This is a genomic window from Rhodococcus sp. 3258 (genome assembly GCF_031456475.1).
In the GTDB taxonomy this organism is placed as follows: Bacteria; Actinomycetota; Actinomycetes; order Mycobacteriales; family Mycobacteriaceae; genus Rhodococcoides; species Rhodococcoides fascians.
The window spans coordinates 1,249,983-1,270,324 of record NZ_JAVDUT010000001.1; the positions used below are offsets into that span (position 1 = coordinate 1,249,983).

Below are 20,342 nucleotides of genomic sequence, written 5' to 3' on the forward strand. Positions count from 1 at the left end.
TCTTTACGCTACAGAGCGTCACATATAAATCCCGTTAGTGCAACGGACCGTCGCAGATACTTACCGAAATGTTGCCGAAGACGACGAGAGCCGGCCGACGCGTCGTCGACCGGCTCTCGCCACGAACCCTCACCTCACCAGTGCGGCAGCACCATCAACAGGAAGCCGAGACCGATGAGAACGCCGACCGCTCCGGTGCCGATGGCGAGCGCGGTATCGCTGCGTTCGGCGCGCGCTCCGGAGAGATCCGGGCTTCGATCCGCCCACAGCGCGGACGCGATGGCGATCAGGCCGGCTGCGATGCCGAGACCGGCGGCCCAGAACGACACGATCGACAGAGCGCCGAACATCACGGCAATCTCGGTCACCTGCGTTCGAGTCCGAATATGTCGATTCCACCACCGTGGCGGCACGTCATCCATGTCGTGAGCGTCGAAATCGGGGGATGTCACTGTCACTGTTCTCTCCTTCCTCAGGCTCGCTGAGCTGGGGTTTGGTGCACGAAAGTATGCCTCTCCATTTTGGCACCCGACGTCCGAGAGTGCTAATCCCAAATTAGTTGCATACGCGCTATAACGGCGTAGGCTCACAACAAACATGACGAGGAGGCTCCATGCACATAGATCTCGACGGACGTACTGCCCTGGTGTCCGGTTCCACGCAGGGAATCGGGCTGGCGATCGCTACGGCGCTTGCGCTGTCGGGTGCCCGCGTGGTGATCAACGGGCGCTCGCAGGCCACCGTGGACAAAGCCGAGCAGCAGATACTCGACACCGTTCCGGGCGCGCGTGTCATCGGCGTCGCCGCCGACCTCGCCACCGCCGAGGGCGTCGAGCAACTCACCGCGCGCGTCCCCGCGGTCGACATCCTCGTCAACAACCTCGGCATCTTCGGATCCAAGCCCGCCCTCGAGATCGACGACGACGAATGGCGTCGCTACTTCGAGGTCAACGTGCTCTCGGCCGTCCGCCTGATCCGTACCTACCTGCCCGGGATGATGGAATTCGGATGGGGCCGAGTGCAGAACATCTGTAGCGACTCCGCTGTGGTCATTCCCGAGGAGATGATCCACTACGGCATGACCAAGACCGCGTTGCTGGCCGTGAGTCGCGGATTCGCCAAAGCTGCTGCCGGGACCGGAGTTACGGTCAATTCCGTCATCGTCGGCCCCACCCATACCGGCGGGGTGGAGGATTTCGTGGCCGAGCTCGTCGGCGACGACCTCCCGTGGGATGAGGCTCAGGCGACATTCATGAAGAACCATCGCCCGAACTCGTTGATAGGCAGACTGATCGAGCCCGAGGAAGTCGGCAACATGATCGTCTACTTGAGCTCGGATCAGGCGTCGGCCACCACCGGCGGCGCTCTGCGGGTCGACGGCGGTTACGTCGATTCCATCCTGCCCTGACCGAGCACTGTCAGCGCCTGCGGCGCAGCATCTTTCGGCGGTACATGTCGGCGTCGGCAACCTGGGTCAGCGCCTCGAGTACGTCGGGTCCGGGGGAACCGACGGCGATGCCGTACGTGACCGAGACGACATGCCCGTCGACGAGTTCCTGCGCGAGAGCGTCGATCTGCACCGCGTCGAGGCCGGCGACGAGGACGATGAACTCGTCGCCGCCGAGCCGGGCGATCACACTTCCGGCCGGTGCTTTCTCGGTCAGCGTGTCGGCGAGCCCGATGAGAATGCGGTCGCCCGCAGCGTGGCCGTCCCTGTCGTTGACGGCTTTGAAGTGGTCGACATCGAACACGATCGCGGCGATGTTCTCCGATCGACGAGCCGCTCGGGCAGCGAGATTCGTCGCCGCGTCGACGGCACCGGCGCGGTTGAACACCCCGGTGAGCGGGTCACGGAGAGCGCCGGCGATCAGGGCGGCGCCGAGAGCGCCGAACACCTCGGCGGCAGCGAGAATGCACACGACGTAGAGCGCGCCCCACAGCATCGGTGCCGGTGCGGGCGCGAGCAGCAGCGCCGTGGCCGACAGCAGAGCCAGCGCCACGCACAGGACCCGTGCCACGACGACGGGATACGTCGCGCGCAGGTAGAGCGCCAGAAACATAGCGGGAATCAACGCCCACACCTGGGCAGCGAGATTCTGATGGGTCAGCATCGTCAGCGCTGGAGCCAGTGCCGCACACGCAATGGCGATCCCCTGCCGCACCGGGCCTGGTCGACGAGACAGGATCGCGACGAATCCCACCGCAGCGACCACTGCGGCCCACATCTCACCCATGGCCCCGGCACCGTTCGTGTCGGCCCAGGATGCGATGAACGCGGCCGAATAGAGCACCAGCTGTACAGCGAGAAGGGACGACAGAACGCGGCGACGCGAGTCGATCACCACCGACCCCGCGCTCGCCGGCTGCCTGTTTCGCCGTGGGGACACAGCTCATCATCGCCGCCTACTCGCTGGCGTTACCGGACCGCCCCGTACTTTTCCTGCACCAGCAACACGATCAGCCGAAAAAGCGGGCACGCTGTGGCGGCATTCACCGCCGCCGATGAGCTCGTCCGATGCGAAATTCGTCGCAGGCAACGGAACGGCGGGGTCGTGGTCGAGACAGGTGCCGTGCGCCCTGGCAGGGTATTGGCCATGCCCTCGTTCCCGCACGTTCCGCATCCGAGTTCGGTGCACGGTACGGCGGGTCTACGGACGCGGCTGTTGATGTACTTTCTGCTGGCCACAACCGGTCTCTATGCCGTGGGGGTGATCTTGACCTTGCTGCCTCACGGCGACCGGGTGACCTCCGTTGTCACCGGTGGTGTCATGGCTGTCGGTCTGGGAGCGGCCGGCGTCGTGCTGCTGTGGGTTCGACCCGGTACCGCGGTGGCGCTTCGGCTTGCCCTGGCCGCGGCTATGGTGGCGACACCCGCGGTGATGGCGTTCCATCGGCTCGCGGCGGCACAGAGCCAGTGTCTGATCGCGGCGATGTTTTTGGCGATGTACATCCGTGCGTTCCATCGGGACCAACCCGGCAGAGTGCTGGTCGGCGTGCTCGTGGTGAGTGTGCTGTCGGCGGTGTGGGCTTCTCCTGCTCCGATGTATCCGATTTCGTACCTGATCTTCGGCGTCGCGGTGATTGCCGCAGGCGAGGCGTTCGGTGTGGTGACCAAGGCTCTCATCGTGGCGTCGTGCACCGATCCTCTGACCGGAGTGTTCAACCGGGCGGGATGGGAGATGGCCGCGGCGGAGGTGGCAGGCAACAGGACTGCGGAGCTTCCGGTAGCGGTGGTGATCGTCGACGTGGACAATTTCAAGGCCGTCAACGATTCGGGCGGACATCGTGCTGGTGACGAACTGCTGATCGATCTGGCGCAGTCCTGGACCCGCGCAGCTCCCTCCGACGCCGTGATCGCACGTCTGGGCGGTGACGAGTTCGCGGCGCTCCTGACAGGGCACAGCCGTGACGTGGTCGACGAGTTCGCCCGGATCACCGCCGAGTCGTTGCCCTACGCCAGCGTCGGAACAGCTCAGTCCACGGATCCGCAGGAGTCTGTCTCGGACATTCTCGCCCGCGCGGACGAAAATCTGTACGGCGTCAAACATGTTCGCCGAGAACGCCCTTGAGGAGTCGGTGTCATGGGGGAATCCCCACGTCGCCAAAGCAAATCCCTACCCGCATCGCTGCCGCGTCAGTTCCCGGCTACCTCGGTAGCCCGAGCGAGTCCGTCGACGAGGGTCGGCAGGAAGTACGGAATCGACAGTGCCGTCGGGCCTACTGCGGCCCCGGCTTCCTGCCCGACGAATCCTGCCACTGCTCCCCCGGCGACGGCCGGGATCTGCCGCGTCACCGGTGAACCCGTGAATTCGGCCAGTGCAGCGTCGGTGTCGACCTGAGTGAACACCACATCGGCGTCGATTTTCGAGATGTTCTCCGCCGAGACAGTGGTCGAGAACGTCGAGTCACCGCTCGCCAGGGCCGTCACCGACGGGTCCGAGGTGAAGCCGAGATTCTCGAGCAGCTCCACCCGCGGGTCGGACGGCAGCAGCAGGTAGTAGACATCTGCGGCCTCGGACACGTAAGCGATTGTGCGGCCCTCGAACTCGGGGTGTTGCGAACCTGCGTCGGTGACCTGCTTGTCCAGATCGGCCACGAGATCGCGAGCCCGGTCCGGTACGCCCAGCACGTCGCCCGTGGTGGTGATGACGTCGCGCCACGGCGTAGACCACAGCTCTTCGGGCGGGGCGATGACGGGAATTCCGGCGTCGGTCACCGCGTCGTACTCGGCCTGGGTCAGACCCGAATGCGGGGCGAGCAGAACGTCGGGGTCGGCGGCGAGCACCTTCTCGACCGTCAATGCGTTTGTCACGTTGTCCAGCAACGTCGGAGCGGGGGCACCGCTGGCGTCGATGGCGTCGGAGATCCACGGATAGATCAGGTCGTCGCCGCCGCCGTATTCGGCCGACGGCATGGCCACCGGCACCACACCCAGTGCGAGCACGGCGTCGGTGGTGCCGAAGCCCCACGTGGCAATCCGCTCGGGCACGGCGTCGAGTGTGGTCTCGCCGTACATGTGCTGCACGGTCAACGGAAACGAGTCGGTGGACGACGCGGCGGGGGCGGAAGCGTCGTCGGCGTCGGACGAGCTGCAGCTCACCAGGGCGAGCGAGGTGAGCACCGCGGCAGCGAGGCTGGTCAGTACACGATGAGTCATGAAAAGTCCTGTATGTCGGGGTAGTGACTAGAGGTTAGCCTTAGCTTCCCTGAACCGCGAAATCGCCCTCGCAGGAACCTCCCAGCCGGAGCCCAGGGTTCTCCCCAGATCTCCGCAGAGTATGGGCACTACCGAAACATCCAGTGCCACATCGAAGGAGACAGAGCGCGATGCCTCGCATTCCCGAACCCACGAACACCCCCGACGGACCCGCGTACGAAGGTCGACTGCTCGACCGTCCCGACGAGGAGGTGGTCGATCAGGGTGCCGCGTTCGACATCACCACCCTGTTGACCCGCCGACGCGTTCTGAGCATCGTCGGTGCCGGTGCCGGAGCACTCGCCCTCGCGGCGTGCTCGAGCACGTCGAACGCCGGAAGTACCACCACCACAGCTGCATCGACGACGGCGACCACCGCCTCGGCCACGAGCGAGATTCCGCAGGAGACCAACGGCCCGTATCCCGCCGACGGCACCAACGGCGTCAACGTTCTCGAAGAATCGGGAATCGTTCGTCGCGACGTGACGTCGAGCCTCGACGGCGGCACCACGATCAGCGGTGTCCCACTGTCGTTCACGTTCACCCTCACCGACATGGCGAACGACAACCGCCCCTTCGAGGGGGCAGCGGTGTACCTGTGGCAGTGCGACGCGAACGGCAAGTACTCGATGTACTCCGAGGGTGCCGAGGACGAGACGTACCTGCGCGGTGTGCAGACGGCCGATGCGAGCGGGAGCGCCACCTTCGACACGATCGTGCCCGGCTGCTACTCCGGCCGCTGGACGCACATGCATTTCGAGGTCTACCGCGACGCAGCGTCGGCAACCAACGCGGAGAACGCAATTGCCACGTCGCAGGTTGCCTTCCCCCAGGAGATCCTGAACGACATCTACCAGCTCGACACCTATCCGGGCTCTTCGACCAACCTGGCCCAGCTCGGCAGTCTCGACAACGACAACGTATTCGGTGACGGCTACGACCTGGAGATGGGCACCTTCACCGGCGACCCCACGAGCGGCTACGTCGGCTCGCTGGCAGTCGCGATCGACACCACCACCGAACCCGCCATGAGCGCAGCGCCTTCCGGCGGCGGTGCGGGCGGCGGGGGCGGACAACCGCCGATGGGCGGCACACCCCCGGCCGGCGGACCTGCCGGAACCGCTCCCACCAACTGACCCTCCCCGACACTACCCACCGAAGGAAACATCATGTTGCACAACCTCACTGGATGGCACGCCCTCGTCGTTCTCGCCATCGTTCTGCTCGTGTTCGGTTCGACCAAACTCCCCTCGCTCGCCAAGGGTGTCGGTCAGTCGATGCGCATCCTCAAAGACGAAGTGCGTGAGGACAAAGCGAAGACATCGGCGACGCCCGACGACGTCTCGGTCCCGGTTCCGTACCGACACGCCTCATGACCGCAGCCACCGCCGTGCGGGGTGCGATGCCCCTTGCCGGGCACATGCGCGAGGCACGTCGCCGTGCGATCCGTGCGGCGGTGTCGCTGCTCGTCGGCGTCATGATCGGCTTCGCGACCTCCGATCGGATTCTCGACATCCTCCGCGGCCCCGTCGAGGAACTGGCGCTGTCCCGCCAGGCCAGCCTCAACTTCGAGACCGTCACGGGCGCATTCGATCTCCAGCTGCGGATCGCACTGTTCACCGGCGTCATCGTGTCGAGTCCGGTGTGGTTGCGGGAGATCTTCGCTTATCTCACTCCAGGATTGACCCGTCGCGAGAAAAAGTATGTTCTCGGATTCTCCGCGGCTGCTACCCCACTGTTCGTCGCCGGCTGCGCATTCGGGTTCACCATTTTCCCTCGTATGGTGAGCGTGCTCGCGGGCTTCTCCTCCGACGAGGACAGCACCATCCTCAACGCGTCGTACTACGTGGATTTCGTCATGAAGATCGTGTTGGCAACCGGTATCGCCTTCGTCCTGCCGGCAGTGTTGGTGATGCTGAACTGCCTCGGCATCGTCTCCGCAGACAGGCTGCGCAGCAGTTGGCGTGTCAGCGTGGTGGCGATCGCCCTGTTCAGCGCACTGGTCACCCCCGCGGCAGACGTGCTCTCCATGTTCCTCGTCGCGCTGCCGATGGTCACGCTGTTCGGCGCGGCTCTCGCGATCACCGAGATACACGACAGACGATCGTCCAGACGTGCTACTGCACAGGAGAATTCATCATGTTCGGCCTGACATTCGAGAAATTGTTCCTCGTCGCGATCATTGCGGGGTTAGTCCTCGGCCCGCAACGACTGCCCGGCTATGCCCACCGACTCGGACGTGCGGTGCGCACGCTGCGGCACTTCGTCGACAGCACCCGCAGCACAGCGGAGGCCGAGATGGGCGTCCCCCTGCGCCGCAGCGAGTGGGAGTCGTTGGACCTCAAGCAGTACGACCCACGCCGCATCGTCGCCGACGCACTGCGAGAGAACGACGCTCTGCGAGAGAACGACGCGGGGACACCGACCGATCCAGAACTGGTCGCAGAGGCCGCCCGAGTGCGACCCGGTCAAAAGTATCTGATCACGGGACCGTCATCGCATCCGCGTCGCGTGCTCATCGAGTCACTGCCCGAGAACGATCCACGCCGGATCGCTGCCGAGGCATCGACGCGCGAGAATGCATGCTGAGGCGGTAAATTGTCGGCTCAGCAGCCAGGACTACAGGAGTGTGAACGCCGATGTCCGATCACCGTGCAGACGAGTTCGAGATCCCCACGATAGACATCGGCCCCTTCGCCTCGGGCAGTACGGCCGATGCGGCAGCCCGAGCTCGTGTGGTGGCCGAGATCGACGATGCCTGCACCCGTTCCGGATTCATGCAGATCATCGGGCACGGCATCGGAGACGATGTGCTCGACGGTCTGGCGCGGTCCATCGACTCGTTCTTCGCGCTGCCGCTTGCGACCAAGAACGCGTACCGGATACCCGACGCGAATCGCGGATACAGCCCGCCCAAGAGCGAATCATTGAGTCTCAGTGTGGGAGTCGAGTCGGCGTCGCGGATGAACGACTTTTTCGAGGCGTTCAACGTCGGGGTCGAAGCGCGATCCTTCGACGCCCTCGATCTGGACGAGTCGGATTACGGAATCAACGTGTGGCCCGACGAGCTGCCTGATTTCCGCCGCGACGTCGAACGGTATTTCGCCGAGGCGTCTCGGGTTGCCCGCACTCTCACCGGAATCTTCGCTGCGGCACTCGAGCTACCGGTCGACTTCTTCGACACGCTCACCGACCACTCGATCGACGTGCTGCGGATGAACAACTACGCCCTGCCCGAGGGCATGGTCACCCTCGACGGTGACCTCACCGGGATGGGCGAGCATACCGATTTCGGGATCGTGACGGTGTTGTGGGCCGACCAGGTGGCCGGTCTTCAGGTGCTGGGTACAGACCGCGTGTGGCACGACGTCGCTCCTCGCGACGGCGCTCTGTTGGTGAACCTGGGAGATCTCACTGCGCGATTGACCAACGACCGGTGGCTGTCCACTCTGCATCGCGTCAAGCCACCCGTCGTCGACGGCACCATCGTGCGTCGGCGGTCGGCAGCGTTCTTCCACGACGGCAATGTCGACGCGGTGATCTCCACCTTGCCGTCGCACCTGGACGCGGATTCCGGCCTGGCCTACGAGCCGGTGTCGGTACGCGATCACATCGCCGCCAAGCTCGCCGGATCGCGGCAGGGCAAGGCGAATGTCGGCGCGGTCCGCGAGGCTGCACGCGTACGCGCGGCGGAAGGCCGATGACAGACGGACGCGTCGGTCAGTCTTCCGACCTTTTGAGCACGGCGATGCACGTCAGAAAGACGATCTTGATATCGAGCCGGAGGGACCAGTTCTCGATGTAGTAGTTGTCCCATTCCGCACGATCCGCGATGGGGGTCTGACCGCGCAATCCGTTCACCTGAGCCCATCCGGTGAGTCCTGCTTTGACGCGATGCCGCTCGCCGTAGCGTCTGATCTGCGCTGCGAACAGATCGACGTACTCCGGCCGCTCGGGACGCGGGCCGACCAGGCTCATGTCGCCGCGCAGCACGTTGATGAGCTGCGGCAGCTCGTCGAGCGAGGTCTGCCGCATGATCTTGCCGATCCGGGTGCGTCGATCCACACCTTCCACACCGCCGGGTGCCGCTCCCTCGGTCCGGACGAAGTCTGCATCGGAGTCACGTGGTGGCCGCATGGATCGGAACTTCAAGCAGTCGAACGGAACTCCGTCTCGGCCGATTCGTTCTTGCGCGAAAAAGATGGGCCCGGGGGAACTCGCCCGTACCAGCACGGTGAGCACAAGGAACACCGGCGACAGCAGCAGCAGAGCCAGTCCCGCAGTGACGCGGTCCAGCGCGCCCTTGAGGACGAACTGCCACCCCCTCGGGTCGACGTGCCGCAACACCATCAGGGGCAGCCCGCCCAGATGCTCTATGCGCGCGTGCATTCCGACGGTGTCGAACATGCGGGGTACGAGCCAGACGCGGGCACCGGCATGCTGTGCCGCACGGATCGCGTCCACTATTTGTTCGTGCGGAGCCGACGCGAACGCGATCACCACCTCTTCCACCCGATGCGCTCGGAGTATTCGAGTCAGGTCGGTGAGCGGTCCCAGATACGAAAGCCCCTGATGCACAGAGGGGTCGACGTCGGGCGAGGAGTCGACTGTCCCGACGAGATCCATCCCATATTCGGAGGACTGCTTCATTCTGCGCGCCAGTTGCTCTGTGACGGGACCACTACCGACGATGACAGTCGGTGCACTCGCATGGTGCTTCGCGCGAAGCCAGCGCTGCCCCCACGCCCGTGCCAGGCACGCGATCGCGAGCGCAACAGCTGCGCACAGCCACACACGGACCATGACCGCACCTGGGCGATAGGGAGTCTCGATGGCCAGAATCAGGGCGAGCGTGATCAGGGTCGCGAAAGCGACGGCGGATTGCACCGGGCCGATTTCATCGATGAAGTTTCGTCGAAGCCCACGTCGGTAGAGCTTTCTCGACGCGAGCAGCACCAAGACCGTGGGCACGAACAACCATGGGTACCACCCCAATGCAGAGACGCTACCGGAGCGCCACTGGACGCCTTCGGCTACGCCGATGGCGGCGGCGAGCGCGTCGAAAAGAACGGTGAGGATCGTACGAACAGAGTTGCTCCGTATTCGATCCGATACGTTCCTCCCGAAGCGGGCTTTCACTGACTGCGGTGTCGATATCGTCATCGTCGATCCGCGCGAGTTCGACTCGATATCCGGTCCTTCCACGTTTCATGTCCTCAGAGCGGTGACGCCGTTCGGCAGTCGACATTTCGTACAGCGAAGACATATCACCCTTCACGTTCTCCCGGCGTGCAACGCAAGCATTGTCACTGTCGAAACAGCGCTGCTGTCAACGAATTCGCTGTTGAATGAGCCAGGCGATGTCTTCAAGGGTCTTCACGTGGCCCGACGTCCATTTACGTGGCCGGTAGTCCCACACATCCAGCATTCCGACGGTGAAACCCGCGTCGGACTTGATCGGCGCTGCCATATAGGCGATCAGATCCGCAGTCGCATGATCCCTCAATAGCGCATGCTCTCGAATGTCCTGCGCTACCAGCGTTTCGCCGGTTTCCACCACGACACGGCACGCCGACCGTTCCACCGCTACGGTCTGTGGTTGCGCTGCCGTTCCCGATGTTCCGACGCTGGCTTTGATGAATTGCGTGTGATCGTCGACGAACGAGATCGACGCACCCTGTGCTCCCATGGCTCGCAGTGTCATCCGGGCCAGTTTGTCGAACTGCTCGTCACGAGAACTGCCGATCATGCCCGTAGCTCGTACCGCGGCGAGACGGTCGACGTCGCCGATCTGCAGGTACGTCTGCGGAAGCGACGTCGAATCAGGGTCGGACAACTCGATGTTCTCGTACTCGAAGCTGCGGGCGTCCGCGAGCACGGCGGCCACTTCCGGTGAGGACTCTCGTTCGAGTTCGGTGACGAGGCGAGTGATGATTGCCCGACGTGCGTAGGTGTTGAGGGACTCGCCGGCCTTGTCGGCATGGTGCGTCAACAGCCTGTTGATTCGATCTCCGAATCCGGTTTTTCCCAAGTCCACCTATCGGACGGTAGTTCACTACGCGCTGTTGCGCGCAGCGATCGGACGGCGACCCCGGCTCACTGGAGCCTGGCTCGTGTGTTCTTGTTTCGATCCGGTTCAGCACGAATGGGGATGGGTGGTTCTTCGTTGATCGACAATTCCTATGATGAACCGCTTGACTTCTTCGGCCGCCATTTGATGCCGGTCTCGTAGTCCATTGCCGATTGGGAACCTCAGACGAGCAGTGGCACCAATCGCGTTGCAGTCTCGACCATCGACGGGACACAACGCCGCAACGCGTGCTCGTGCTGGGCACTACCGGACAATGCGAGACCGGCGAACAGCGATCCGGATGAGGTTCTCAGCGGCACGGCGATACATGCAGTGCCGAAGGCAATTTCGTTGACCTGTTGTGAGAACCCCTCCGCTCGGACCGTGGTCAACGATGCTGCCAGTTCGCTACGCGTCACTATGGTCGCGCGCGTGATCGCAGCCAATCCGGATGCCGATAGCAGCGACAGGGGGTCGTCCTTCTCGGCGAGAAGCATCTTGCCGAGGGCGCCTGCGTGCAGGTTCCGATTGAGGAACGATTCGTCGTGCTGCAGTGGGTATTCGGGGTCTTCGTCCGCGATCCGGATGCCCGAGTTGGTGAAGTAGGCCAAATGTACGCCGAACCGCACGGTGAGTCTGAATTCGGCGAGCAGCTCCCTTGCTGCAGTGCACACCGTCGGTGCTACTGCTGCGTCGATCAGCACTCCGACTTTGTGACCGAGCGCAAATCCGGACAGGTCCGGCAGACGTACAAGATATCCCTCCCCAGCGAGGATGTTCAGTAGTCGGTACGTGGTGGCCGACGGCAGGTCCAGCTCGGCAGCAACGGTTTTCGCCGTGATACCGGTACCGCCTCTGGCCACGGCCTCGAGAACTCTCAATGCACTCTGGACCGCCTTCGGTTGTCGGCCCGAGAACGAGCTGTCTCCGCCGCTCAACTGCGCACCTCCCACGGACGGTACCGAGATACGACGTCGTCGGCGATTGTCTCGTCGTACACACCCACCCGTTCCAACACCCCGCGTTCGGCCCGCCACCGAACGAGAAGGACTCCGAAACCCGCGGCGATCAGTGCCGAGTACACAGCTGTTCCCACGCCCGACGTGTAGGCCGGCGACACCGCTGCCCACACCACCACCGCGGCCAACAGAAGTGCTGCCCCTCCCGAAACGAGCAAAGGGACAATCGTCAACTCGCCGATTCTGCGCAGAAAGCTCGGTGCAGCGACACACACCAAGATGTACGCAACGACATATCCGTGCGCTGAGACTGTCAACAATCCCAACAGGACCTCTCTGGTCGATGCAGCGAACAGTTGGTAGATCACCGGTACTGCGACGATCACCGGCATCACCACGGCGAGAGCGACATGCGGGGTGTCGAACCGTCGATGTGTGCGCCCCATGGCGGTCGGTGCGACGCCTTCGCGTCCCATCGCGAACAGAATGCGCGACAATGCTGTCGTCGATCCCAGCACGCATGCGAACCATGAGGCAGTGATCCCGAGTTCCATGATGACCGACAGCGCGCCGGCCGCTGCGCCGGACGAATCCGGCAGAGTCAACACCATGGCCAACATCTCGTTCTGGTGCACGGGAGCTGATAGCTGCGCGCCCGCCGCGCCCACGTACAGCACACCGAGCACGATCGGCGTCCACCTGATCGCACGCGGCACCGACGTGAGCGGGTTGCGAGCCTCGCGCGCAACCGTTCCCGCGCTCTCGAAACCTACGTAGGACGTGATGGCAAGCAGGACAACGAATCCGATGCCGGCCGGGCTGCCCTCCCCCGCCGGCGGATCCGGACCTGCCGGAACCCCGCCGACGGTCTGAACGAACACGACTGCCAGCACTACGGCCGCGACCACGATCGCGAATACTTCGACGGCAAGAGTGATGCGAGTGGAAAAGCGGATGCCTCGAATCATCAAGATCAGGGCCACCGCGCCCACGACAACCGACAGGAAGGCCACCGTCGCCGTTCCTGTCTGCACCCCCAGTCGACCGAGAAGAACAGTCGAATAACTGGCTGCACCGAGCACGCTCGCCATAGCTGCTGCGGCATAACCGATGACCGACGACCACCCGGCTGCGAAACCGGGAACTGCGCCGAGCCCCTTGGCAACATAGCTGTACAGGCCGCTCACCGAGACCATGCGCTCGGCGAACACCCCGACGCTGTAGCCCACCAAGGTCACCAACAGGGCGGCAGCAGCGAAGACCGCGATCGTTGCTCTTCCGGCGTCCGGAATCACGAGCGCCGGGAGGGTCACCATCACCGCAGAGGGAGCCACGGCGGACACCGATTGAGCGAGCACCTGCGCGAACGTCAGTCGTGCCCGTCCGAGTCCCGCGACCGGTGAACGAGTCCGTATCGACATTTTCTTGTTCACTGGGCACCTCTTCTCTGGGTCACGATCCGACGCGGCGGTCGATGCTGCACGATAGCCCGTCCGTTGGTTACGAATCTGCGAAAGCAGTGAACGCTTGGTTGCCTCGAATGAGAATGCGAGCGCACCCGGGACGCGAATGCCGCCGGTCGGCACATCGGAAGTGCCCCTGACATGGTCGCGGTGCGCATCTCGAAATGAGAATGCTTCCTGCAGTCGAATGAGAATTACTTCGGGGCACATACTCACTCGAAATTTGCGGTGACCTGGAGCACGCATTGTTCTACTGTCGGTTTCGGGACGCCTGACGAGCCAGGTTATTCAGGCCCAACGACACTCTGCCTCAGTAACTTTCGATCCGACTGTAAGGAAATCCATGACTGCAGTAACGAGCTCACCAACCGGTCTTCGTTCCGATGTACGAGACTTCATCTCCACGCCCAAACAGATGTTCATCGACGGATGTTGGGTCGACGCCGCCTCTGGAGAAACGTTCGAGACGGTCGACCCTGCTACGGGAGAGGCGATTACCACCGTTCCACATGGCCGGGCCGAGGACGTAGATCGTGCGGTCTCGGCGGCTCGCCGGGCGTTCGATTCCGGCGAGTGGCGGCGGGTCACGCCTGCGGAACGCCAGCGTTTGTTGTGGAAGATCGGGGAGGGCATCCTCGCTCGGGCCGAGCAGTTCGCGCAGCTCGAGTCGATCGACAACGGTAAGTCCGTGGCTGTCGCTCAGGCAGTCGATGTCACGTGGGCGGCCGAGATCTTCTTCTACTACGCCGGGTGGGCCACGAAGATCGAAGGACGCACGATTCCGGTGTCGGTGCCGTGGGCTCCGGGTGGCCGATTCCACGCCTACACACTGCGCGAACCGATCGGTGTGTGCGCGCAGATCATTCCGTGGAACTTTCCCCTCGTCATGGCCGCGTTCAAGGTCGCACCTGGCCTGACGTGCGGCAACACCCTGGTCCTCAAGCCGGCCGAGCAGACGCCGTTGACGGCTCTACTGCTCGCCGAAGTCATCGCGGACGTCGGTATTCCCGATGGTGTCTTCAATGTCGTCACCGGTTTCGGCGATGCCGGGGCCGCGCTGTCGTCCCACCAGGACGTGGACAAGGTTGCCTTCACCGGTTCGACCGAGGTCGGCAAGAAGATCGTGCAGGCCGCCTCGGGAAATTTGAAGAAGGTCTCACTCGAACTCGGCGGCAAGAGTCCTCAGGTGATCTTCGCAGACGCCGATATGGAATCGGCCATACCTGGGGTTGCCAGCGGTTTCCTGTTCAACCACGGGCAAGCCTGCACCGCGGGAACACGTTTGTTGATCGAGGATCGAATCTTCGACGAATTCACCGAAGGTATCGCCGATTTCGCACGTTCACAGAAAATCGGGCCGGGCATGGACCCGACCAACGACATCGGCCCACTCATCTCGGGAGAGCAGCTCGGCAAGGTCACCGGTTACATCGACGCAGGTATTGCCGACGGCGCTCGTGCACTTGCAGGCGGAAAGCGCCACGGTGAGCATGGCTTCTACGTCGAGCCCACCTTGTTGGTCGACGTGCGGAACGATTTCAGCGTCTATCAGGAAGAGATCTTCGGACCCGTTGCCGTCGCAGTCCCGTTCTCACCCAGCGAAGGTGTGCGGGCTGCAGCGAACGACACTCCGTACGGGTTGGCGGCCAGCGTGTGGACGCGCGATGTGTCCAAGGCGCACGATGTCGCCGCAGAAATCAAGGCCGGGACGGTGTGGATCAACTGCCACAACGCTTTCGACACCGCCCTGCCCTTCGGGGGCTACAAGCAGTCCGGTTGGGGTCGTGAACTCGGCGAGGGTGCCATCGGCGAATACACCCAGGGCAAGTCGGTGAATATCTCACTCTGAGACGGTGCGGGGTGGGTGATGTTACGGCCGCCTCGATGCGAATGAGAATTCGTCACCCACCGCTCCCGTTCGCTGTCGAGCAACTGTGACGCGCCGGCAATTGCTTCGACCAATCTGCCGACCACGCTTGTGTCCACGAACCTCCTACTCTTTCGAAAGATACGAGAACACCATGACAACAACATCTTCCGCCGCGGGTCGCGCCGCCCCGAACGGGGGCCCGCCGACGTTGAGCGGCACGCTCGGACCAGGTGCCATCGTCTTCATGGTCGTGGCCGCCGCTGCCCCGTTGACCGTCATCGCCGGCACCGTGCCGTTGGGCATCGCCGTCGGAAACGGCGCAGCGTACCCCGCGTCGTACGTCGTGTGCACGGTCGTTCTGCTGCTCTTTGCCGTCGGCTTCACGACGATGGCCAAGCACGTACCTGGTGCCGGTGCCTTCTACACTTACATAACACGTGGTCTGGGCCGCCATGCCGGCCTCGGTTCGGCGTTCCTTGCACTGCTGTCGTACACGGCCGTGCAAGGTGCGGTATACGGATACATGGGTGCCGCGATCAACGACTTCGTCACCACCCACGGTGGGCCCGAAATACCGTGGTACGCATATGCCGTCGCCGTGATGGCAGTGGTCGCCACACTCGGCTACCGCCACATCGACCTGTCCGGCAAGATCCTCGGCGTTCTGTTGATCTGCGAAGTCGGCGTCGTGCTGGTCATCGACGCCGCCGTGATCGCTCACGGTGGCGGAGAGACCGGACTGTCCACCGCCGCGCTGAACCCCGGCGAATTCTTTTCCGGCGCACCGGGAATTGCGCTGATCTTCGCTATCGCAGGCTACATCGGATTCGAGGCGACTGCCGTCTTCCGCGACGAGGCTCGCGACCCCGCACGTACGATCCCGCGAGCCACCTACCTGGCCCTGATCATCATCGGCGTGTTCTACGCTGTCTCCAGTTGGGCCATGGTGAGCGCGTGGGGCGATGACGGTGCCGTCGCGATCGCCACGGACAATCCCGAAGGAATGATTACCGAGACCGCGACCCGCTACGTCGGCGCGGTCGCCGGCGACCTGGTTCAGATCCTGCTGATCTCGAGTCTCTTCGCGGCTCTGCTCGCCTTTCACAACGTGCTCGCACGCTACATCTTCTCCCTGGCGAACAGTTCCGCTCTGCCCGCTCGATGCGGACGTGCCCACGTCAAGCACTCTTCCCCCTACATTGCATCCGTCGTTCAGACCGTGTCCGCGTTGGTCCTCGTGCTGGTTTCGGCAGTCGCCGGGCTCGACCCCGTTACCGAGGTGTTCGCGTGGTTCGCCGGTGTGTCCTCGGTGGGGATCGTCGCCTTGATGACCATCACCTCGGTGGCCGTGCTCGTCTATTTCCAGCGCAACGACGTTATCTCGCGCCCTTGGAACACTGTTGTCGCACCGCTACTGGGGCTCGTTGGACTGGCCGCGCTACTGGTGATGACAGTCATCAACCTGCCGCTGCTGGTCGGCGGCTCGACCACTCTCGCGGCGCTCATCGCCGTACTCCTCGTCGGAGTTTTCCTCGGAGGCGTCGTCGTCGCCGTCCTTCGTCCACACGCTGCATCCATCGACTCCACACGGAACAAGGAACCCGCACGATGACAATGCTCGACTCTGACATCACTCAACGGACCGTCACGCACCCGCTGAGTACGTTGACTGCCGACGAAATCACCACTGCACGAGAAATTCTCAGCGAAGCCGGGCTCGTGACGACGTCGACGCAGTTCGTCTACGTCGGTCTCGACGAACCAGAAAAATCGGTGGTGCACGCCTTCGAACCCGGGTTGGACATCGACCGACGGGTTCGGGCACTACTCCTGGACGGTGCCACCGGAATCGGAACCGACAACATCGTCTCGGTGACCGCAGGGGAAGTCGTCACATCGACCATCATCGATACCGCGAACGACGGGCACGTACCCATTCTCGATGCCGAATTCGACGACATCGAATCGTTCATGCTCGAGAGTGCAGACTGGCTTGCTGCCATGAAACTCCGCTCGCTCGACCCGTCGAAAGTGCGCGCAGTTCCCCTCTCGGCCGGGGTATTCGGGCACGAGGACGAGGTGGGCCGCCGCATCGTTCGAGTGCTGGCTTTCTACCAGGAAGACGAGGCGGATCTGCCCTGGGCGCACCCGATCGACGGCGTCGTGGCCTACGTCGACCTCACCGGACGCAAAATTCTCAAGGTCGTCGACGACGTCGTACTGCCTGTTCCGGCCGAACGCGGCGAGTGGAACGCCGAACCGCACGCCTCCACCACCCGTACCGACCTCAAGCCGATCGAGATCACCCAACCCGACGGAGCAAGTTTCTCCGTCGATGGCAACGAAATCACCTGGGCCGACTGGAAGTTCAAGTTCGGTTTCGATGTCCGAGAGGGACTGACGCTGCATCAGCTCTCGTTCAACGATGGTGGCATCGAGCGACCCGTCATCTACCGAGCCTCGATAGCCGAGATGGTCGTCCCCTACGCCGACCCCTCGCCCGTGCGGTACTGGCAGAACTATTTCGATCAGGGTGAGTACCTGTTCGGCCGCTACACCAACGCCCTGGAACTGGGGTGTGACTGCCTCGGTGAGATCCAGTACTTCGACGTCACCGTCGCCGACGAATCCGGGCATCCCAAGGTCATGAAGAACGCGATCTGCCTGCACGAGGAAGACTACGGAATCCTCTGGAAGCACACCGACCTGTTCAACGGTATGGCCGAGACGAGACGATCACGCCGACTGGTCATCTCGTTCTTCCTGACCATCGGCAACTACGACTACGGTTTCTACTGGTACCTCTACCTCGACGGCACCATCGAGCTCGAAGCCAAGGCCACCGGAATCGTGTTCACCTCGGCCTACCGAGGCGAGGACGGCTTCTCGACCGAAATGGCCCCCGGTCTGGGCGCACCATTCCATCAGCACCTGTTCTCGGCCAGATTGGACATGGAAGTCGACGGGCAGACCAACACGGTCACCGAGGTGGACGCGGTGCCGGTGCCGATCGGCCCGGACAATCCGTGGGGCAACGCGTTTCGTCCCAAGAAGACCACGATTCGCAGCGAGGCCGACGGGCAGCGTCTGGCCGACAATTCAAAAGCCCGGGTCTGGCACATCACCAATCCGGAGAAGCAGAACAGACTCGGCCAGGACGTCGGTTACGCGCTGCATCCCGAAGGTCAACCGGTCTTGCTTGCCGATCCCAGCAGCTCCATCGCTTCCCGCGCAGCGTTCGCGACCAAGCACCTGTGGGTCACACCGTACGACAAGAAGGAACGTTATCCGGCAGGTGATTTCGTCAACCAACACCCCGGAAACAGTGGCCTGCCCGCCTATGTCGTACACGATCGCAATGTCGAGGGTGAAGACTTGGTTCTCTGGCACACCTTCGGGCTGACGCACTTCCCGCGGCCCGAGGACTGGCCGGTCATGCCGGTCGACTACGCCGGATTCAAGCTCAAGCCGGTGGGATTCTTCGATCGCAACCCCACCTTGAATGCGCCGGCGTCCACGGCGAAGCACTGCTGCTCCGAGGAGTGACCATGGAGACGCTTCTCCCCGTTCGCCCCGCCCGAGTATGGGCGGGGCGGGCGGGGTCCGTCCTGGCCGTCGCCTCTGCAGCAGTGCACACGGGAGGCATAGCTGGCCACGGCATCGTGCACACGTCACTTCTTGCCGTGATGGCTCTCGGGTGTATCTACTGCGCATGGCATCTGTGGAAGAGACCGACGCCCACTGGATGGGCCCTGACAGCGATCATGAACATCGCAATGATTGCCCTCCACCAGAACATGAGCTCGACGGGATCTCACCTCGGTCATCATGGAGCGTTAGCGACAGCGCACCCCGTTACGGCTATGCCGGGCTCGACGGCCGCTTTTGCTCTCGCGGCGACCGAAGTGGTGTTCGCTACGGCGGCCCTGTTCGCCACCACACGCCCAACTGCGCCGCCGCAAGCTTCCTGACCGGCGACGACCTGTCCGAGTTCATGATCGGGAACTGGGTGGAACTGATCGCCGACCGACTTCGAGCAGATGGATGGACCGAGGAACAAGCCATCCCGCGGGCAACGCTGTTTCTTGCTCAGATCCGCGGCCTGCAACTGGACCTACTCCTGACGAACGACCACGTGCGCCTGGATGCTGCATTCGAGATCTCGCTCGACCATCTCCATCACGGGACGACGTCGGGGCATTAGCGCACCGGCTCACACCGGACGGAAGCCGGCCCCCGGCGCACCTGATTGATTCAGCAGCCGAACAGATTCCGCCGCCGACGCGTACGCGGTGGGACTGAGCAGCGGCACCCCGGAGGCGTGGCTCGTGATGCCGACGAGGGTGGTGCCGACGACCAGAGGTCCACCGGAGTCGGACCAGACAGTGAGCGCGTCGGACATCAGGTCGCTGCCGCGCGCGTCGACGATGCTGCCGCATGTCACTCCGCTGCCGAGCCCGGTCTTGCAGACGGGCTGCCCCACCGATCCGGTACCGATGTCGGTGACGGTGATTCCGCCCAGACTGTTGACGGGTACGACTTTGGTGGGGTCGAGAACGATGACGCCGTAATCAGGGCCCCAATGCCCGACGGCGGTGGTGCCGACCGGGGCCGTGGGCGAGCCGACGAGCGTGACGGGAAGTCCCGGCCGAAGGATGCAGTGTCCGGCAGTGAGGGCGACCAGCCGGCCCGCGTCGTCGTGCCCGACGGCCGCGATGGAACAGACAGTGAGATCGTCGAGCCCACCGGTGGTGACGAACCCACTACCGGGGCCAACCAAGGGAAGTGGCGCTGCGGCCGCGGTGCCGGTGGTGGCCGCTGTGAACGCGAGAGCCAGGGTGGTGAGCAGTCCACTGACAACACCGAGTCGAGCAATCTTCATGGTGGGCATTCCTCGTCGACGAACATTTGGGGCGGGGCACCTCTTCGCGGCTCGATCGTGGCACAGATGACACGTGCACGCGCGCTGCGAAAGCCTTGCACACGACCAACCCATCTCTGCGGGCCCACACGAGGAGGAGCATTTCTCGCGTTATGCACCAACCGTCAACCGGAATGTCATGGCCATTCCACTAGCTGGGGCGGCCCGATGACCACCCGGACCAGCGCATTGATCCTCGAACTTACTGGTGCCACTGCGGGCGCATAACGTTTGTCTAGTTCCTCTTTCGGGTCAGCGAGCGTAAACCCTCAGCCCACTGTCTGGCCGTATGGAGTCGTCGCGACCTCGGTCGCCATGATTCCAACAGCGGAGCCGATGACCGCCGGAATGGCGCAGCTGCGG

Annotated in this window: 19 protein-coding genes; 11 read left to right on the top strand and 8 right to left on the bottom strand. The window is 63.5% G+C overall.

Annotation, left to right across the window (positions count from 1 at the left end; genetic code table 11):
• Nucleotides 1-134 precede the first annotated feature (134 nt).
• Nucleotides 135-458, bottom strand: a complete 324-nt coding sequence (locus J2X62_RS05830) for a hypothetical protein (protein ID WP_141215110.1) — start codon at nucleotides 456-458, stop codon at nucleotides 135-137.
• A gap of 155 nt (nucleotides 459-613) precedes the next feature.
• Between J2X62_RS05830 and J2X62_RS05835 the strand changes: the two genes are divergently transcribed.
• Nucleotides 614-1,408: an SDR family NAD(P)-dependent oxidoreductase gene (locus tag J2X62_RS05835; protein WP_222059515.1), complete on the top strand. Its 795-nt coding sequence runs from the start codon at nucleotides 614-616 to the stop codon at nucleotides 1,406-1,408.
• Nucleotides 1,409-1,418: 10 nt separating this feature from the next.
• Here the strand turns inward: J2X62_RS05835 and J2X62_RS05840 are convergent, their stop codons facing one another.
• Entirely contained in the window at nucleotides 1,419-2,342 is a 924-nt protein-coding gene (locus J2X62_RS05840) for a GGDEF domain-containing protein (protein WP_052053526.1), read from the bottom strand.
• A 252-nt stretch (nucleotides 2,343-2,594) separates the two neighbouring features.
• Here J2X62_RS05840 and J2X62_RS05845 point away from each other — a divergent pair, with 252 nt between their 5' ends.
• Complete coding sequence (locus J2X62_RS05845) at nucleotides 2,595-3,569, top strand: GGDEF domain-containing protein (RefSeq protein WP_310178517.1); 975 nt, start codon at nucleotides 2,595-2,597, stop codon at nucleotides 3,567-3,569.
• Between the two features lie 65 nt (nucleotides 3,570-3,634).
• On the opposite strand, the gene J2X62_RS05850 is transcribed toward J2X62_RS05845, so the two are convergent.
• Entirely contained in the window at nucleotides 3,635-4,657 is a 1,023-nt protein-coding gene (locus tag J2X62_RS05850) for an ABC transporter substrate-binding protein (RefSeq protein ID WP_310178520.1), read from the bottom strand.
• 170 nt (nucleotides 4,658-4,827) lie between these two features.
• Here J2X62_RS05850 and J2X62_RS05855 point away from each other — a divergent pair, with 170 nt between their 5' ends.
• The 5 genes from J2X62_RS05855 to J2X62_RS05875 are packed head-to-tail and all read left to right on the top strand — an operon-like array spanning nucleotide 4,828 to nucleotide 8,400.
• Nucleotides 4,828-5,832, top strand: a complete 1,005-nt coding sequence (locus J2X62_RS05855) for a 3,4-dioxygenase subunit beta (protein WP_310178523.1) — start codon at nucleotides 4,828-4,830, stop codon at nucleotides 5,830-5,832.
• Nucleotides 5,833-5,865: 33 nt separating this feature from the next.
• Entirely contained in the window at nucleotides 5,866-6,072 is a 207-nt protein-coding gene (tatA, locus tag J2X62_RS05860; protein WP_032366957.1) for a twin-arginine translocase TatA/TatE family subunit, read from the top strand.
• Nucleotides 6,069-6,848 carry a twin-arginine translocase subunit TatC gene (gene tatC / locus J2X62_RS05865; RefSeq protein ID WP_094714671.1) on the top strand — a complete coding sequence of 260 codons (780 nt, stop codon included), beginning with the start codon at nucleotides 6,069-6,071 and terminating at the stop codon, nucleotides 6,846-6,848. The genes tatA and tatC overlap by 4 nt, the downstream gene beginning before the upstream one ends.
• On the top strand, nucleotides 6,836-7,285 hold the full coding sequence (locus J2X62_RS05870; RefSeq protein WP_310178529.1) for a twin-arginine translocase TatA/TatE family subunit: 450 nt from the start codon (nucleotides 6,836-6,838) through the stop codon (nucleotides 7,283-7,285). The genes tatC and J2X62_RS05870 overlap by 13 nt, the downstream gene beginning before the upstream one ends.
• A 50-nt stretch (nucleotides 7,286-7,335) precedes the next feature.
• Complete coding sequence (locus J2X62_RS05875; protein ID WP_310178532.1) at nucleotides 7,336-8,400, top strand: 2-oxoglutarate and iron-dependent oxygenase domain-containing protein; 1,065 nt, start codon at nucleotides 7,336-7,338, stop codon at nucleotides 8,398-8,400.
• 16 nt (nucleotides 8,401-8,416) lie between these two features.
• Here J2X62_RS05875 and J2X62_RS05880 read toward each other — a convergent pair whose 3' ends face one another.
• From J2X62_RS05880 to J2X62_RS05895, 4 genes are all read right to left on the bottom strand, one after another.
• Nucleotides 8,417-9,859 carry a sugar transferase gene (locus J2X62_RS05880; RefSeq protein ID WP_204846761.1) on the bottom strand — a complete coding sequence of 481 codons (1,443 nt, stop codon included), beginning with the start codon at nucleotides 9,857-9,859 and terminating at the stop codon, nucleotides 8,417-8,419.
• Nucleotides 9,860-10,025: 166 nt separating this feature from the next.
• A complete protein-coding gene (locus tag J2X62_RS05885; protein ID WP_032383068.1) occupies nucleotides 10,026-10,733 on the bottom strand; it encodes a GAF domain-containing protein in 708 nt (235 codons plus the stop codon).
• Between the two features lie 215 nt (nucleotides 10,734-10,948).
• Nucleotides 10,949-11,704: an IclR family transcriptional regulator C-terminal domain-containing protein gene (locus J2X62_RS05890; RefSeq protein ID WP_310178541.1), complete on the bottom strand. Its 756-nt coding sequence runs from the start codon at nucleotides 11,702-11,704 to the stop codon at nucleotides 10,949-10,951.
• A complete protein-coding gene (locus J2X62_RS05895; protein ID WP_310179355.1) occupies nucleotides 11,701-13,146 on the bottom strand; it encodes an APC family permease in 1,446 nt (481 codons plus the stop codon). Before J2X62_RS05895 ends, J2X62_RS05890 begins: the two co-directional genes overlap by 4 nt.
• A 385-nt stretch (nucleotides 13,147-13,531) precedes the next feature.
• Here J2X62_RS05895 and J2X62_RS05900 point away from each other — a divergent pair, with 385 nt between their 5' ends.
• From J2X62_RS05900 to J2X62_RS05915, 4 genes are all read left to right on the top strand, one after another.
• Nucleotides 13,532-15,037 carry an aldehyde dehydrogenase family protein gene (locus J2X62_RS05900; protein WP_310178545.1) on the top strand — a complete coding sequence of 502 codons (1,506 nt, stop codon included), beginning with the start codon at nucleotides 13,532-13,534 and terminating at the stop codon, nucleotides 15,035-15,037.
• A 172-nt stretch (nucleotides 15,038-15,209) separates the two neighbouring features.
• The gene (locus tag J2X62_RS05905) at nucleotides 15,210-16,670 is read left to right on the top strand and encodes an APC family permease (protein WP_310178547.1); all 1,461 of its coding nucleotides are present in this window, start codon (nucleotides 15,210-15,212) and stop codon (nucleotides 16,668-16,670) included.
• Nucleotides 16,667-18,604 (top strand): primary-amine oxidase, encoded by a 1,938-nt coding sequence (locus tag J2X62_RS05910; RefSeq protein ID WP_094621435.1) that lies wholly within the window; start codon nucleotides 16,667-16,669, stop codon nucleotides 18,602-18,604. Before J2X62_RS05905 ends, J2X62_RS05910 begins: the two co-directional genes overlap by 4 nt.
• A 166-nt stretch (nucleotides 18,605-18,770) precedes the next feature.
• Nucleotides 18,771-19,262 (top strand): hypothetical protein, encoded by a 492-nt coding sequence (locus J2X62_RS05915; protein WP_179274463.1) that lies wholly within the window; start codon nucleotides 18,771-18,773, stop codon nucleotides 19,260-19,262.
• A 9-nt stretch (nucleotides 19,263-19,271) separates the two neighbouring features.
• Here J2X62_RS05915 and J2X62_RS05920 read toward each other — a convergent pair whose 3' ends face one another.
• Nucleotides 19,272-19,940: a hypothetical protein gene (locus tag J2X62_RS05920; protein WP_310178553.1), complete on the bottom strand. Its 669-nt coding sequence runs from the start codon at nucleotides 19,938-19,940 to the stop codon at nucleotides 19,272-19,274.
• Nucleotides 19,941-20,342: the final 402 nt, after the last annotated feature.

Bases quoted from the DNA above. Each gene is read 5' to 3' on its own strand.
- J2X62_RS05835 (WP_222059515.1), top strand. From the start codon at position 614: ATGCACATAGATCTCGACGGACGTACTGCCCTGGTGTCCGGTTCCACG.
- J2X62_RS05845 (WP_310178517.1), top strand. From the start codon at position 2,595: ATGCCCTCGTTCCCGCACGTTCCGCATCCGAGTTCGGTGCACGGTACG.
- J2X62_RS05850 (WP_310178520.1), bottom strand. From the start codon at position 4,657: ATGACTCATCGTGTACTGACCAGCCTCGCTGCCGCGGTGCTCACCTCG.
- J2X62_RS05855 (WP_310178523.1), top strand. From the start codon at position 4,828: ATGCCTCGCATTCCCGAACCCACGAACACCCCCGACGGACCCGCGTAC.
- tatA (WP_032366957.1), top strand. From the start codon at position 5,866: ATGTTGCACAACCTCACTGGATGGCACGCCCTCGTCGTTCTCGCCATC.
- tatC (WP_094714671.1), top strand. From the start codon at position 6,069: ATGACCGCAGCCACCGCCGTGCGGGGTGCGATGCCCCTTGCCGGGCAC.
- J2X62_RS05870 (WP_310178529.1), top strand. From the start codon at position 6,836: ATGTTCGGCCTGACATTCGAGAAATTGTTCCTCGTCGCGATCATTGCG.
- J2X62_RS05875 (WP_310178532.1), top strand. From the start codon at position 7,336: ATGTCCGATCACCGTGCAGACGAGTTCGAGATCCCCACGATAGACATC.
- J2X62_RS05880 (WP_204846761.1), bottom strand. From the start codon at position 9,859: ATGACGATATCGACACCGCAGTCAGTGAAAGCCCGCTTCGGGAGGAAC.
- J2X62_RS05895 (WP_310179355.1), bottom strand. From the start codon at position 13,146: ATGTCGATACGGACTCGTTCACCGGTCGCGGGACTCGGACGGGCACGA.
- J2X62_RS05900 (WP_310178545.1), top strand. From the start codon at position 13,532: ATGACTGCAGTAACGAGCTCACCAACCGGTCTTCGTTCCGATGTACGA.
- J2X62_RS05905 (WP_310178547.1), top strand. From the start codon at position 15,210: ATGACAACAACATCTTCCGCCGCGGGTCGCGCCGCCCCGAACGGGGGC.
- J2X62_RS05910 (WP_094621435.1), top strand. From the start codon at position 16,667: ATGACAATGCTCGACTCTGACATCACTCAACGGACCGTCACGCACCCG.
- J2X62_RS05915 (WP_179274463.1), top strand. From the start codon at position 18,771: ATGGCATCTGTGGAAGAGACCGACGCCCACTGGATGGGCCCTGACAGC.
- J2X62_RS05920 (WP_310178553.1), bottom strand. From the start codon at position 19,940: ATGAAGATTGCTCGACTCGGTGTTGTCAGTGGACTGCTCACCACCCTG.